This window comes from Candidatus Paceibacterota bacterium (assembly GCA_035546035.1).
Lineage (GTDB): Bacteria > Patescibacteriota > Minisyncoccia > Phycocordibacterales > UBA6065 > UBA6065.
In genome coordinates, this window is record DASZXC010000014.1 from 53205 (window position 1) to 66060 (window position 12856).

The 12856-nt window shown below is 56.3% G+C and carries 16 protein-coding genes and 1 tRNA gene; 12 read left to right on the plus strand and 5 right to left on the minus strand.

Going from position 1 to position 12856, the window contains the following annotated elements; genetic code table 11:
- Positions 1-150 precede the first annotated feature (150 nt).
- From VHE10_03830 to VHE10_03860, 7 genes are all read left to right on the plus strand, one after another.
- Positions 151-276 (plus strand): hypothetical protein, encoded by a 126-nt coding sequence (locus VHE10_03830; GenBank protein HVU06886.1) that lies wholly within the window; start codon positions 151-153, stop codon positions 274-276.
- Positions 276-710: a division/cell wall cluster transcriptional repressor MraZ gene (gene mraZ, locus VHE10_03835; GenBank protein ID HVU06887.1), complete on the plus strand. Its 435-nt coding sequence runs from the start codon at positions 276-278 to the stop codon at positions 708-710. Before VHE10_03830 ends, mraZ begins: the two co-directional genes overlap by 1 nt.
- Positions 711-731: 21 nt before the next feature.
- On the plus strand, positions 732-1619 hold the full coding sequence (gene rsmH / locus VHE10_03840) for a 16S rRNA (cytosine(1402)-N(4))-methyltransferase RsmH (protein ID HVU06888.1): 888 nt from the start codon (positions 732-734) through the stop codon (positions 1617-1619).
- 33 nt (positions 1620-1652) lie between these two features.
- On the plus strand, positions 1653-1973 hold the full coding sequence (locus tag VHE10_03845) for a hypothetical protein (protein HVU06889.1): 321 nt from the start codon (positions 1653-1655) through the stop codon (positions 1971-1973).
- 27 nt (positions 1974-2000) lie between these two features.
- Positions 2001-3716 carry a penicillin-binding protein 2 gene (locus tag VHE10_03850; protein ID HVU06890.1) on the plus strand — a complete coding sequence of 572 codons (1716 nt, stop codon included), beginning with the start codon at positions 2001-2003 and terminating at the stop codon, positions 3714-3716.
- A gap of 14 nt (positions 3717-3730) precedes the next feature.
- Entirely contained in the window at positions 3731-5053 is a 1323-nt protein-coding gene (murF, locus tag VHE10_03855) for a UDP-N-acetylmuramoyl-tripeptide--D-alanyl-D-alanine ligase (protein HVU06891.1), read from the plus strand.
- Positions 5054-5123: 70 nt separating this feature from the next.
- Positions 5124-5576, plus strand: coding sequence for an NUDIX domain-containing protein (locus tag VHE10_03860; GenBank protein HVU06892.1), 453 nt, complete (start codon positions 5124-5126; stop codon positions 5574-5576).
- Here the strand turns inward: VHE10_03860 and VHE10_03865 are convergent.
- Together VHE10_03865 and VHE10_03870 are read right to left on the minus strand one after the other, a co-directional pair.
- Positions 5573-5878: a hypothetical protein gene (locus VHE10_03865; protein ID HVU06893.1), complete on the minus strand. Its 306-nt coding sequence runs from the start codon at positions 5876-5878 to the stop codon at positions 5573-5575. The two genes, VHE10_03860 and VHE10_03865, sit on opposite strands and share 4 nt — an antisense overlap.
- A 91-nt stretch (positions 5879-5969) precedes the next feature.
- Positions 5970-6041, minus strand: a tRNA-Glu gene (locus VHE10_03870).
- 85 nt (positions 6042-6126) lie between these two features.
- On the opposite strand from VHE10_03870, the gene VHE10_03875 reads away from it, so the two are divergent.
- On the plus strand, positions 6127-6468 hold the full coding sequence (locus VHE10_03875; protein ID HVU06894.1) for a hypothetical protein: 342 nt from the start codon (positions 6127-6129) through the stop codon (positions 6466-6468).
- A gap of 55 nt (positions 6469-6523) precedes the next feature.
- Here the strand turns inward: VHE10_03875 and VHE10_03880 are convergent, their stop codons facing one another.
- Together VHE10_03880 and VHE10_03885 are read right to left on the minus strand one after the other, a co-directional pair.
- Positions 6524-7201 (minus strand): hypothetical protein, encoded by a 678-nt coding sequence (locus tag VHE10_03880; GenBank protein HVU06895.1) that lies wholly within the window; start codon positions 7199-7201, stop codon positions 6524-6526.
- Between the two features lie 107 nt (positions 7202-7308).
- Entirely contained in the window at positions 7309-7761 is a 453-nt protein-coding gene (locus tag VHE10_03885) for a GatB/YqeY domain-containing protein (protein HVU06896.1), read from the minus strand.
- Between the two features lie 20 nt (positions 7762-7781).
- Between VHE10_03885 and VHE10_03890 the strand changes: the two genes are divergently transcribed.
- Positions 7782-8897, plus strand: a complete 1116-nt coding sequence (locus VHE10_03890) for a DNA recombination protein RmuC (GenBank protein ID HVU06897.1) — start codon at positions 7782-7784, stop codon at positions 8895-8897.
- A gap of 80 nt (positions 8898-8977) precedes the next feature.
- A complete protein-coding gene (gene rplU, locus VHE10_03895) occupies positions 8978-9331 on the plus strand; it encodes a 50S ribosomal protein L21 (protein ID HVU06898.1) in 354 nt (117 codons plus the stop codon).
- Between the two features lie 138 nt (positions 9332-9469).
- Here the strand turns inward: rplU and VHE10_03900 are convergent, their stop codons facing one another.
- Positions 9470-9718: a MerR family DNA-binding transcriptional regulator gene (locus VHE10_03900; protein ID HVU06899.1), complete on the minus strand. Its 249-nt coding sequence runs from the start codon at positions 9716-9718 to the stop codon at positions 9470-9472.
- Positions 9719-9737: 19 nt separating this feature from the next.
- Between VHE10_03900 and lepB the strand changes: the two genes are divergently transcribed.
- Together lepB and VHE10_03910 are read left to right on the plus strand one after the other, a co-directional pair.
- Positions 9738-10313, plus strand: coding sequence for a signal peptidase I (gene lepB / locus VHE10_03905; protein HVU06900.1), 576 nt, complete (start codon positions 9738-9740; stop codon positions 10311-10313).
- A 305-nt stretch (positions 10314-10618) separates the two neighbouring features.
- On the plus strand, positions 10619-12856 hold a 2238-nt coding region (locus VHE10_03910), incomplete at its 3' end, for a hypothetical protein (GenBank protein HVU06901.1).

Below are 12856 nucleotides of genomic sequence, written 5' to 3' on the forward strand. Positions count from 1 at the left end.
AGCGGCTTTTAACGTGCCGAAACGGCGTGCGCGAATGTGGATAACCGTGTATCATTGTGGGAGCAAGTGTTATAAAATATTTATCAAGTGGGAAAAAGTGGAAAATCGATTTAGAAGGCGATTCTCCTCCGATAAAAATCCCACGAGACGATGAAGATCATTCAAACGTCGTATGCGGTCGTCGGATCGAAGGATGCGAAAGGGCTCGTGATCACCAAGTTCCGCATCAAAGGCCTCCGGCTCCGTAGATTGGTGAAGGTCCCGAGGAAGAAGTAATGCTTATAGGCGAATATACACACTCGATAGACGAGAAGAACCGCATCTCGCTCCCGGTCAGGTTCAGGGAGAAGATGGGGAAGAAGGTGGTGGTGACCCCCGGTCTCGACCATTGTCTCTTCGTATTCGCGCCCAAGGAATGGGACAAGATATCGGGCCGCTTGGCGGAAGCGTCCCTCGGCCAGTCGGATAGCCGGTCGTTCAGCCGATTCATGTTCGGCGGCGCGGTCGAGGCCGACATTGACTCCATCGGCCGCATCCTCGTTCCCGACTATCTCCAAGAATGGGCGAACCTCAAGGGCAAGGTCTCCGTCGTCGGCGTCCACAGCCGCGTCGAGATCTGGAACGAGAAGACCTGGGCGACCCTCAAGAAGGGCGTCGCAGGCAAGAGCAATGACCTCGCCGAGAAGCTCGGCTCGGTCGGCGTGTTCTAAGCGGAGCGGGCATATACGAATATGCACGAGTCAGTTCTTTTAAAAGAAACGATAGAGGGTCTGGAAGTGAAGCCTGGCGACGTCGTCGTGGACGGCACGCTTGGAAGGGCGGGCCATGCCGTCGCCCTGTCGAAAGCGTCCCATGGCGTATTCGTCATCGGCATAGATAGGGATGAAGACGCTCTCGCCGAATCGTCGGCGAGGCTCGAAAAGGCCGGCGTCGGTTTCAGGCTCTTCAAAGGCAACTTCAAGGACATGGACCGCTTCCTCAGAGAGGCAGGCAAAGACCATGCCGACAAGATCGTCCTCGATCTCGGCGTGTCGTCGCCGCACCTTGATTCCTCGGGCAGGGGATTCTCGTTCAGGAATGACGAGCCGCTCCTCATGACCATGGAGAAGAGGCCGGGCAAGGATTCGTTCACCGCGCAGGATATCGTGAACGGCTGGGCGGAAGAAGACGTCGCCAACGTCATATACGCTTACGGCGAAGAGCGATACGCTCGGCGCATCGCGAAGGCCATCGTCGCGGCGCGCGAAAAGTCACCGATCGAGACGACGCATCAGCTCACGGCCATCATAGAAGGCGCCGTGCCCGCTCTCTATAAGAGGGGCAAGATACACCCTTCGACGAGGACCTTCCAGGCGCTCCGCATAGCCGTGAATGACGAGCTCGGGAGCCTCAAAGCAGGGCTTCAAAGGGCGTTCGATATTCTGGCTCCGCAGGGCCGGATAGCCGTCATATCCTTCCACAGCCTCGAAGACCGCATCGTCAAGACGGCGATGAAGGAATGGGCGAAGCAGGGCAAGGGCGGCCAGATGACGAAAAAGCCCGTCGCGCCGACGGACGCGGAGATGGCGAAAAATCCCCGCTCCCGAAGCGCCAAATTGAGGATTTTCATAAAGCAGTAGCAGGAAACATTACACGCATTAGAACAGAAGACAATGACACAGTATGTACAGGAAAAAGTAGAGCGATTGGAGCATCCCCTCACCGCATGGGCTCTTTTGGGCGTGATCGTCGCCCTTGTCCTCGCGTACGCGTGCTTCATAAACATGACGATAGCCAACATCGTCGCCACGAAAGCCACCCAGACGAAGATAACCGCTCTCACGTCCTCGGTCAGCTCGCTCGAATCGGCCTATCTCGCCGCAAAGTCGGCGATCACCATGGACGATGCCCTCGCCCAGGGTTTCAAACCGTCTTCATTCGACCCGGTCTATATATCCAAGGCTAACGCCGGCTCGCTCTCGTTTAATCGCTAGGGGGATAAGCAAAGGTATAATCGCCTTATGAGCATACTGCCGAACCAGTTCCGGATACGGCTCATCGGGATAGTGATCGTCATCGCCGCGCTCGTCATCGCGGGACGTCTGTATTTCATCCAGGTGATGAAGCACGACGCGTACGCGGCTCAGGCCGAAAAGCAGTACGCATCCAAGAGCCAGACGCTCTTTGACCGCGGCACGATCTATTTCTCGCCGAAGTCCGGCGCGCCTCTTTCCGCCGCGACGCTGGGAAGCGGCTATGCCATCACGCTCGAGCCGCGCAAGATCCTTCATCCCGAAGACATCGTGAACGGCCTTTCCGGCATCATATCGTTCGACGAGAGCATGCTCCTCGCTAAGACCGCGAGCGGCAGCCCATATGCCGAGATCGCCCATCGCGTGGATGAAAAGACGGCAGAGCGCATAGAGGGCCTCGGCCTCGCGGGCCTTGGAGACTATAAGGAGCAGTGGCGCGTATATCCCGGAGGCAAGAGCGCGGCGAACGTCTTGGGATTCGTCGGCTATAACGACGACGGCATGACGCTTTCGGGCCGCTACGGCCTCGAAAAGTCATATAATGACATCCTTTCGCGCGGCACGTCCGATAGCCATGTCAATTTCTTCGCGGAGATATTCTCGAACGTGCGCGATACGTTCATACAGGACGATGCAGGGGAAGGATCGATCGTCACGACCATAGAGCCGACCGTCCAGGCGGAACTGGAAAAACGCCTCGCAGGCGTCGTCTCGACGTGGAAGTCCGACCTGACCGGAGGCATCGTCATGAATCCCTATACAGGCGAGATATATGCCATGGCGGTCAATCCGACCTTCGATCCGAACGATTTCGCCAAAGAAAAGAATCCAGCGGTCTTCAAGAACCCTCTCGTAGACGGCGTCTATGAGATGGGCTCGATCGTCAAGCCGCTCGTCATGGCAGCCGGCCTCGATGCGGGCGTCATAACGCCGCAGACGACGTATGACGATACCGGCTTCGTCCTGGTGAACGGGGCAAAAGTCTCGAACTTCGACGGCAGGGCGCGCGGCGTCATCCCTATGCAGCGCATCCTCGACGAATCGCTCAACGTCGGCATGGCCTTCGTCGCCAAAAAGCTCGGCAACGATAATGTCACAAAATACATAACCGCATACGGCCTCGGCGACGAGACGGGCATAGACCTGCCGGGCGAAGTCCACGGCAAGCTCGATAATCTCAAGGCTCCGCGCGACCTCGAGCACGTGACGGCGTCGTTCGGGCAGGGGATCGCGATCTCGCCCATAGAGACGATCCGTGCGCTGTCTGCCCTCGGAAACGGCGGCTTCCTGCCCAATCCGCACGTGGTCAAGCGGATCGAATACGCCTCGGGCGACGTGAAGACGCCCTCATACGACGGGACGAAGCAGGTCATTAAGCCCGAAACGTCGGAGACGATCACCCGTATGCTCGTATCCGTCGTGGACACCGCGCTCTTGAACGGCACGGTCAAATTCCCTCATTACACCGTCGCGGCGAAGACGGGCACGGCGCAGATGGCGAAAGAAGACGGGCGCGGGTATTATGATGACAGGTATCTCCACTCGTTCTTCGGATATTTCCCGGCTTACAAGCCGCAATTCATCGTGTTCCTCTTCACCGTCTACCCGAAGGGCGCGGAGTATGCGTCGCATACGCTCACCCAGCCGTTTATAGACCTCGCCAAATTCCTGATCAATTATTATGAAGTCCCGCCTGACCGCTAGCCGAAACAAGTCGCATGAAATCTATCCTCAAGAACATAGTCGTATCCATCATGACCCTCGAAGCAAGGGTCGCTTTGATGCGCCACAGACCCAAGGTCATCGCGGTCACGGGCAATGTCGGCAAGACGTCGGCTAAAGACGCCATATATGCCGTTATGGCGCACGTGTACGGGGAAGAGAGCGTCCGCAAGAGCGAGAAGAGCTTTAACAGCGAGATCGGCCTGCCTCTGGCGATCTTGGGCCTCGAAAACGGTTGGTCATCGGCCGCGCTCTGGCTTAAAAACATAAAAGACGGGCTTTTGGTGGCGTTATTCGGCTCGCGCCGCGGCTTCCCTGAATGGCTCGTGCTTGAAGTGGGCGCCGATCACCCGGGCGATATAGAGCGCGCGGCGAAATGGCTTCATTCCGATATCGTAGTCCTAACGCGCATGTCCGACGTGCCGGTGCACGTCGAATTCTTCAAAGACGCCGACGAGCTCCTCCGCGAAAAGATGTTCTTGGCCCATGCGTTGAAGCCGGCCGGGACGATCGTCGTGAATGCGGATGACCCGCGATTCATGGAAGCGGTCAAGATGATCCCTGCAAAAACCATTTCATATGGCACGGCAAAGACGGCGGACGTCGTCATGGCTGAATCGGAGATATCCTATATGAGCGAGCCGGTTTCGTTGCCGATAGGGCAGTATGTAGTCGTAAGGATGGGCGAAGAAGGCAAGGCCGTCGAAAAGAAGATCGAGCTCAGATTCGCCGTCGGCGACCATATCATGTATGCATTCGCCGCCGCGACCGCCGTTGCCAAGGCTCTCGGCATCGAGAATGCCATTCCCGATGCTTTCAAGGATTTCAAGAGCCCGAACGGCAGAATGAGGATGCTTAAGGGCATCAACGGATGCGCGGTCATAGACGATTCGTATAATTCCTCGCCGCTCGCATGCGCCGAAGCCCTCAAGACCCTCGCGAAAATGACCGTGCGCGGCAAAAAGATCGCCGTGCTCGGCGATATGAAAGAATTGGGCGCGAATGCGGAACGGGCGCATCGCGATGTCGGGTTCCTTGCCGCGGAGACGCTCCATACTCTGGTCACCGTAGGGGAATCGTCGCGGTCAATCGCGTCTGCCGCGCGCGACGCGGGCCTTGCCGCCGACCGCATCCTCTCTTTCGACGATTCGGTCGCCGCCGCTCCTGCCGTCGCCGACATAGCCCGTGCGGGCGACGTCATTCTGGTCAAAGGCTCCCAGTCCATGCGCATGGAGCGCGTCTCGAAAGCCTTGCTCGCGCATCCTGAAAGGGCCCCGGAATTGCTCGTCCGTCAAGAAAAGGAATGGGTTGACAGGTAGGGCTGCGCTGATAGATTTGGTGCAGAGTCCGATATCACAGAAACCTTAAAATCAAGAAAGGAGCCTTTATATGGAAGCGATATGCGCGGATGTCCGCGAAGCGACGGTTTGCTATTTGTCCCGCGGTCTGAACGGCAGCGAGGAGTTCCTCCTCGGCAAGAGGATGAAGCTCTTCATGAACGGGCGCTGGCAGGGTCCGGGCGGCAAGCTAACGCCGTACGAGCAATCGAACGGCCGCGCCGGCATCGTCCGATGCCTCCAGCGCGAGACGCGGCAGGAAGTGAGCGTCCTGGTGAAGAAAGAAAGCGCTACGCATATCGCGAGCGTCGATTTCCATCATTTGGAAGAGGCGGGCGGCGTTCTGAGCCACCATTTCCGGTGGCGGGTGCATTTCTTCACCGTCACTGCATGGGAGCGGAGCGCTCCGCATCAAACAGCACGAACTGACGTTCGTGCTGTTTTCCTGTTAAAAGGAAAAGGGCCCTCATTCGATGAGAGCCCTCGGTGTCTCGCTCCTGCCTAGCTCGTCAGGCGGTCCAGCTTCGTGACGATGTACCTCGTCGGAGGGACGATCCCGACGAGGAAGCCGAGATTGTACCATCCGCCGTTATTGTGCACTTCGTAGAAGTGCATCCTATCCGTGAAGAGCGATATGACGAACGTCGCAGGCGTGATCAAGCCGTGCCAGATCCCGCGCCAGAAACCGGCGATATGGCCGGCCCCGTTCGGGACATGCGCCGCAGGATTAGGACCCGCCGCGCAGCTCGATATGAGCGCGAGAGCGCAGACTACCGACAGGCCGAGCAGGATATTCTGCTTTTTCATGCGTAGCCTCCTTTGATTGGATGTGTGAAAGCGAACTGACTCGATCAAAATGATGGCATGCGGTCATGTCTGTGTCAATTATCTAGAGTTGTGACCCTACGGGGAATCGAACCCCGATTTAGAGCTTGAGAAGCTCCTGTCCTGACCATTAGACGATAGGGCCTTTGCTAGGGCGCCGCGACCGATGCGTTAGAGGATATCCGAATTTAACCTTATAATCAAGATTCAATCGTATTAAACATATGAATATGAAAGCGACATTTTTCGCCATAGGCATGCTCGTCATCATAGCTTCGGCCGTCGCGGCGGGGGTCATGCATATGCCGAAAGCCCTGCCCGCAGACTCGACGCTTTCGACGAGCTCTGCAAAGGCGATGCCGATAGAAGACTATGTGAAGCTCTATATATCTGAACTCTCTCCGGTGAAAGAGACTCTCGGCGGCAGATTCTCCGTGACCGATATCGAAGCGCGCGGCGGAGCGGGAACCGTCTCTTACGAAGACGGCCATAACGCGTATGTCGCCGACTTCACGTATTCGATAAGCGATATCGGAGGCGTGGACGTCAATTCGTTCGCGCTGCGAGACTAGGCGTATATGAAAAGAGCGCCGGTAGCTTTCGCTACGGGCGCTCTCGCGGAGGAGGTCAGCACTCTTTCCTCCAGTTCCTTCCTTTCTTCCTGGGCTTGCCTGACCGGTCGATGTAGCGCGCTTGGCGGTCCACGTCGGTGAGGAAGGAGAACGCTCCCGTCCTCGGCGCCGGCGGCGTATCGCCCATGAACTCGCGTTCGATCCGGACGTCGTCTTCCCGTGCCTGCATGAGCATCCGATTGACCTCCGTCGCCGTGCTCAAGACGGGCAGGGGAGCGGGATCCGCGAAGACGGGCTTTGACGGCCCTCCTTCGATGCCCCTCATCTCCTGCGTCACTTCCGACAGGATCCGGTATTCGCCGCGGTCGTTCAGTCCGGCTATCCACGAATTATGGCTCGCGACCTTGCTCACGTCGGACATGATGTCCTTGTGGGCCTTGTCGAACCGGGCCGCGGCGCTTTCAAGGAATTCATGAGTGAACACTCGATTGCGAGCCTCGTCCCATGCGATGTTCTGCCGGTCGCGATTCTTGGCGAAGTCCTTTTCCTGGGCGATCCTCCGGACGGTGTCGTAGAGGAACTTCAGGTATACAGGCTCTTTCTCGCGAAGGGGCTTCTCGAATGCGAGCCATCCCGTCCAGATGCTGGCGATCCTCGCTTTCCGTTGCTGAAAGCGCTTCTGGTCTATCCTCGCCTCCCGTGCTGAAGGGGAGGCGGTCTTCGTCTCTGGCATGATTTAGCTCCTTTGGTTGGAATTCAATGTGCCGAAAGCATGACTAATCTCCCTCAATTATACTACAATTGAGTTGCATTTGTCAACGGGCTGTGAAAGCCCGGAAGCTAGGCGAAAATCTCGTCTACGACGGCCTTGATGTCGGCTCCGTCGGCCTTGCCTTTGAGGTCTTTCGATACGGCGCCGATCAATTTGCCTGCGCCGGATTTGTCCGCGACGTTCAGCTCGGCCTTTTTAGCCAGGACCGCTTTGCGGATATCTTCTCTTGGCATGGAAGCAGGGAGGTATGCTTCGAGCACGGCGAGCTCTTTCTTTTCGCTCTCGGCGAGCTCGGGTCGGCCGCCCTTGGTGAATTGATCGATCGAGTCCTTGCGCTGCTTTACGAGGCGCTTGATGATAGCGAGCGCTTCTTCGTCCGTGCCTTCGTTGGCCGCGGACTTTTTGGCGATGAGCTCTTTCTGGATCTCGGCCTGGATGCCGCGCAGGACCATGGTGCGGATCTCGTCCTTGGCCACCATCGCTTCTTTCGTATGCCCTTTGATCGTTTGATGGAGTGTCATAACAAAAGTATACTATAGCCATGTTGAATGCGCCTCTCATCACGCTTTTTATCTTCGGAGCGCTCGTCGTCGCATTGAACGGCGCCGTCATATATCTCATGCTCCGCAAAAGGAACGAAGCCGGTCTCGCTGAAGCGAAAGGCGACGATACGGCCATGAAGCTCTTGCTCGAGCAGATGAACGAACTCAACCGCACCGTGGACAAGAAGATGGGGGAGACGCACCGCACCGTCACCGATTCGATGAAGAGCCAATTTTCGGAGTCCCAGCGCCTTGTCGACAAATTCCTGCGCGAGATCACGTCCATGACGGAAAAGGTCACCCGCGTCGAGGAAACCGGCAAGCAAATGGTCGGTTTTGCCGATCAGCTCCAGAATCTGCAGGATATATTGAAGAATCCGAAGCAGCGCGGCGTTCTGGGCGAATACTACCTGGAGGCGCTTTTGAAGAACGTCCTGCCGCCCGGCAGCTATGAGATGCAGTATGCGCTGGGCAAAGACGACGAAGGCGCGCCCTTGATCGTGGACGCCATCGTGCGCGTGAAGGACAAGATCATTCCGGTAGACTCGAAATTCTCGCTCGAAAACTATAACCGCCTGGCGGAAGAGAAGAATGAGGCCGAGAAAGCGCGCCTCGAAAAGCTGTTCGTGAACGATCTGAAGAACCGCATCGTCGAGACGTCTAAATATATCAAGCCTGCCCAGGGCACGATGGAATTCGCATTCATGTTCATACCGCACGAGGCTATATATTACGACTTGCTCGTGAACAAGGTCGGTGCCGTCACCGAAGAAACCGACAATCTGATCCAGCGCGCCGCGAATAAATACAAGGTCATCATCGTATCGCCGACGTCCTTCTTGGCCTATCTGCAGACCGTGCTCCAGGGATTGAAGGCCATGCAGATCGAAGAGACGGCAAAAGACATCATCCAGAGAGTGGGGGAATTAGGCAAGCATCTGAAGACCTACGAGGAATACCATAACAAGCTCGGCAATAACCTCGCGACCGTAGTCAATCAATATATGTATTCGTCCAAAGAGCTTAAAAAGGTGGATAAGGACGTTTTACGCATAACCGGTACCGCGGCAGGATTGGATCCTGTGGCTATAGAGAGGCCTGAACTGGAGGATTAGCCGGTCTATTGCCTTTTTAGCGCTTATATGCGATATTGAGCGTATCAAAAGCCCTTACAAGGGCTCTTTATTTCAAAAACATGGCTACAGCAAAGGCAAAAACGGCGGCAAAGACGGGCGCTTTCGCGGTCATTGCGACTGGCGGCAAGCAGTACAAGGTTCAGGTCGGCGACGTCGTAAAGATCGAAAAGATCCTCGGCGACCACAAAGTAGGCGGCAAAGTCGTCTTCGACAAGGTCCTTCTTGTCGATAACGGCGGCGACACTACGGTCGGCGCTCCATTCATATCCGGCTCGAAGGTAGAGGCGGAGATCAAGGAAATCGGCCGCGACGCGAAGGTAACCGTTATCCACTACAAGCAGAAGAGCAAGTACTTCAAGAAGTACGGCCATCGCCAGCCTTTCTTCAAGGTAGCGATCACCTCGATAGCGTAAAAGACTCATAAACAAAAAATCACCCGCCGAGCCCGGGTGATTTTTTGTTTATGAGCCTAATGCAGCCGATGCAGCGACAATTGCAGGGAAGCGCAAGGCGCACGAAAGTGCGCCTTGCGCTTAAATCTGCTTTCTTTTCTAATCCCGAATGCTCTTCACCAAAAGTTTTCGCTTCGCGAGCTTTCGAGGCTTCGCTTTCGTCGGAATCGCGCCGACCTCGATGTCTTTGACGAGCTTCTCGAGATCCTCGGTCTTGTAGATGCGGTAGTTCGACATCGGATGCCTCGTCGTCGGGAGCTTTCCGCTCTTGTCCCAATTTCGAAGGGTCAAAGGAGTGACTCCCAGGAATTCTGCCGCCTCTTTGATCGTCATGAATTTGCCTGACATTGGTTGTATAATATACCCCATGGAAGAAACGCTCAAGCAGCCGGAAGGCGGCCCTATCGCGGAGCGCGGAATCTGGACCAAGAAAAACGTCCTCTCCGTCGCCCTCATCGCATTTCTCGTCGTCCTCTTCATACGCCTTTTCGTATTCGAGACTTTCTTCGTGCAGGGGGATTCGATGTCCCCGACCATATTGTCGGGTCAATTCGTGTTCGTGAACCGATTGGCATATATATGGAGCGAGCCGAAGCGCGGCGATATCGTCGTAGCCATCCCGCGCGTCTATCCGGGAAGGGTGGTGAAGCGCGTCATCGGCCTTCCCGGCGAGTGGTTTTCGATAGAGAACGGCGCGATCGTGATCAGGGATTCGCGCACGGGCAAGGGCGTCAATCTTGACGAAGCGTACTTAAAGTTACCTTATACTCCTGAGGTGGGAACGACCCGGACGAACATCGATCCGAAGGAGTATTTCGCCCTCGGCGACAACCGCGCCGAAAGCATCGATTCGCGCGAATTGGGACCGATCGATCTCTGGAGCATCAAAGGAAAGGTTGTCGGCGCCTTTGACTTCAAGACCTTTAAATATAAGGCTTTTTAAGGGATAGGCTCTAGTAAGGTTTATGAATGTTTATAAAAAAATAAAAAGCTTTAGCAAAAATTTATAAAGAAATACGTCCCTTTCCGGAATGCGCCATTCTTAATAGAAAGAAATCCAGGGTTAAGCCCTGGATTTTTCAATTCTCAATCGTCCCGTCCATCCATTCTTTTAGCGATCGTATCGGTTCGAAAATCGTATCGATTGTCCCCAGAAAACAGCCCTATCCGATAGCGCTCCGCCCGTATAATGAACCCGTCTTCTTTTGAGATACCGATACGTCGTATCGGATAGAAAATAAACCAAATTTGAACCCGGATTTCCAAAAACCCCAAGGTTCCGACGGCAACTGGCTCTCGATGTCAGAGGCTGCCTCTTTTACCCCGTATTCGGCGGAGTATCTCTCTCTTCTCGCTCGCAAGAAAAAGCTAGCTGCCAAAAAGATAGGCAAGACCTGGTATACGACCAAGGCGATCCTGGACGAATACATGAAGCGTCAGATGATCAGAAACCAGATCCAGCACGGCGACCTTTCGGCTGTGACCGCCGTCCAGGCTGCTCCGGCCCAGCCGGCGCCTGTCACTCTTGCCGCGACTCCTATACAATCAGTGCCTGCTGCGCCCGGAATGATTGTATTTAACAAGGCCGCGTCCGGCGATCATCCGCATACGAGCCGCGTGCGCACGTTCCATGGCGATCTCAAAAATTATCTCAACGGCCTTAACGCCCAGGAGAAAAAGATCGGGCTCGCAGAAACCCCAAGGCCAGTGATCAAGGTCCCTGTCATCGCTCCGCAGCCTATCGCACCCGCGCCTTTGCCGAAGACCGATCCTGATCCGATCGCCGCAACTCTCGCCGAGATATCGAAGAAGCTCGACAAGGTTCGCGTGCTTCCGGGCCAGCCGAACATCGTCACGCGATCCTGGAGGACGATATTCGGCAGCAAGACGCTCATATACGCGACGGTCGCCGTCATCGTCTTCTTTTCGATTTTCCCGACGCCGTTCGTATTCGGATTCTTCGACGGCGCGGTCGCTGCCGCAAAGAAAGCATGGACCGATGCCAATACGGTCATGGGCTTCAGGCCGGGCACGCACCAGAACGAGATACTCCTTCTCGACAAAGAGGGCAACGTCTCGATCATGGGCCACATCGAGACCGACGGCCAATTCCGCTCGTACGCCAAGGACGGCATAGCACCGATCGTCGTAGACTCGAAGACCCTGGTCAAAAACCTCAACGCCGAGATGCTCGACGGCAGCAAGTCCGGCGATTTCACGCTCGCCTTTGTGACCAAGAACGGCAATGTCACGACCGACGACGTCTATCTCGACGGAAACGTCGAAGTGGGTAAGACGCTCCTCGTCAAAGGCGCGACTAGGCTCCTCTCTGCCGTGGAGATAGACGGCGGCCTTTCCGTGTTCGGCGACGCGAAGTTCGCGAAATCGATCACCGTCGACGGCCCGGCATTCTTCAACGCCGTCCTCAACGCGTCGAATATCCATTCGACGGGAGTCGCTTCGCTCGGCGAAGTGATCACGACCGGTAATGTCGCCGTCGGCAAGAACGTCCGCGTCCGCGGCTCGGCGGAGGTTTCCCGCGATCTCGTCGTCGCAGGCACGGGCTCGTTCGGATCGGCCGGCGTGTCCGGAGACTTCTCGGCCGAAGGAGAGATCGCTCTCGGCAATCCGTCCGACACTATCACTATAGACGCGTCGAATGCGGCGCTCGATGAAGAGGGGAACCTTTCCGTGGACGGAAGGATCGTCGCTGGCAATATCTCGGTCTCGAATGCGAATATCGGCGACGCGGTCATCAGCGCGCTCGCTTCGACCGTCGCGAATATCGCGACTCTTGCCGCGCAGAGCGTCGGCGTAGACGCATTGACCGCGACGGATACGATCGCGGTGAACGCCACTACCACGAATGCGACGACGACGAACCTCGTCGTCAGCGGCTCGCTCGCGCTCTCCGGCGTTCCGTCATGTTCGGGCGGAGCGCAAGCTCTCCAGACGAATGCGAGCGGCGTCGTGACCTGCGGGATGATTATAGGCGGGGGCGGATCGGGAAGCGACGGCGTTTGGTTCAACGGCGGCTTCGGCGACGTGCATCTTTCGACGAGCACCGACCGCGTGGCCGTCGGCGCGTCTTCGACCCCGTATGCGAAGCTCTCCGTCCTTTCGGGCAGCACGGGCACAACGACGCTCGCTCTTGCCGCGGCGCTCGGACAGACCGCTAACATTCTCGATATATATAATTCGTCGGGTGCTCTCTCTACGATCGTCACCGCAAGCGGCAATCTGAAGGTGCCTCAAGCGACGACGACGAACCTTGCTATTACTTCGGTTACGGGCGCGCTTTTGAAGACCGATGGACAGGGGAATGTCATCGGGGCGATTCCAGGCATTGACTACCCGACTATCGCACAGCTCTGGTCTACAACGTCCACTGACTACTACAAATCAGTTAACAACTTCTGGTCTACTACGTCCGCATCGTATTGGGATTCCACTATCCCTCGATGGTCCACTACCTCTTCGGATTAC

What these genes read in the sequence shown, in the direction of transcription:
- VHE10_03890 (HVU06897.1), top strand. Translation starts at nt 7,782, where the DNA reads ATGTTGAATGCGCCTCTCATCACGCTTTTTATCTTCGGAGCGCTCGTC.
- VHE10_03885 (HVU06896.1), bottom strand. Translation starts at nt 7,761, where the DNA reads ATGACACTCCATCAAACGATCAAAGGGCATACGAAAGAAGCGATGGTG.
- VHE10_03880 (HVU06895.1), bottom strand. Translation starts at nt 7,201, where the DNA reads ATGCCAGAGACGAAGACCGCCTCCCCTTCAGCACGGGAGGCGAGGATA.
- VHE10_03865 (HVU06893.1), bottom strand. Translation starts at nt 5,878, where the DNA reads ATGAAAAAGCAGAATATCCTGCTCGGCCTGTCGGTAGTCTGCGCTCTC.
- VHE10_03900 (HVU06899.1), bottom strand. Translation starts at nt 9,718, where the DNA reads ATGTCAGGCAAATTCATGACGATCAAAGAGGCGGCAGAATTCCTGGGA.
- mraZ (HVU06887.1), top strand. Translation starts at nt 276, where the DNA reads ATGCTTATAGGCGAATATACACACTCGATAGACGAGAAGAACCGCATC.
- rplU (HVU06898.1), top strand. Translation starts at nt 8,978, where the DNA reads ATGGCTACAGCAAAGGCAAAAACGGCGGCAAAGACGGGCGCTTTCGCG.
- lepB (HVU06900.1), top strand. Translation starts at nt 9,738, where the DNA reads ATGGAAGAAACGCTCAAGCAGCCGGAAGGCGGCCCTATCGCGGAGCGC.
- VHE10_03850 (HVU06890.1), top strand. Translation starts at nt 2,001, where the DNA reads ATGAGCATACTGCCGAACCAGTTCCGGATACGGCTCATCGGGATAGTG.
- VHE10_03875 (HVU06894.1), top strand. Translation starts at nt 6,127, where the DNA reads ATGAAAGCGACATTTTTCGCCATAGGCATGCTCGTCATCATAGCTTCG.
- murF (HVU06891.1), top strand. Translation starts at nt 3,731, where the DNA reads ATGAAATCTATCCTCAAGAACATAGTCGTATCCATCATGACCCTCGAA.
- VHE10_03860 (HVU06892.1), top strand. Translation starts at nt 5,124, where the DNA reads ATGGAAGCGATATGCGCGGATGTCCGCGAAGCGACGGTTTGCTATTTG.
- VHE10_03830 (HVU06886.1), top strand. Translation starts at nt 151, where the DNA reads ATGAAGATCATTCAAACGTCGTATGCGGTCGTCGGATCGAAGGATGCG.
- VHE10_03845 (HVU06889.1), top strand. Translation starts at nt 1,653, where the DNA reads ATGACACAGTATGTACAGGAAAAAGTAGAGCGATTGGAGCATCCCCTC.
- rsmH (HVU06888.1), top strand. Translation starts at nt 732, where the DNA reads ATGCACGAGTCAGTTCTTTTAAAAGAAACGATAGAGGGTCTGGAAGTG.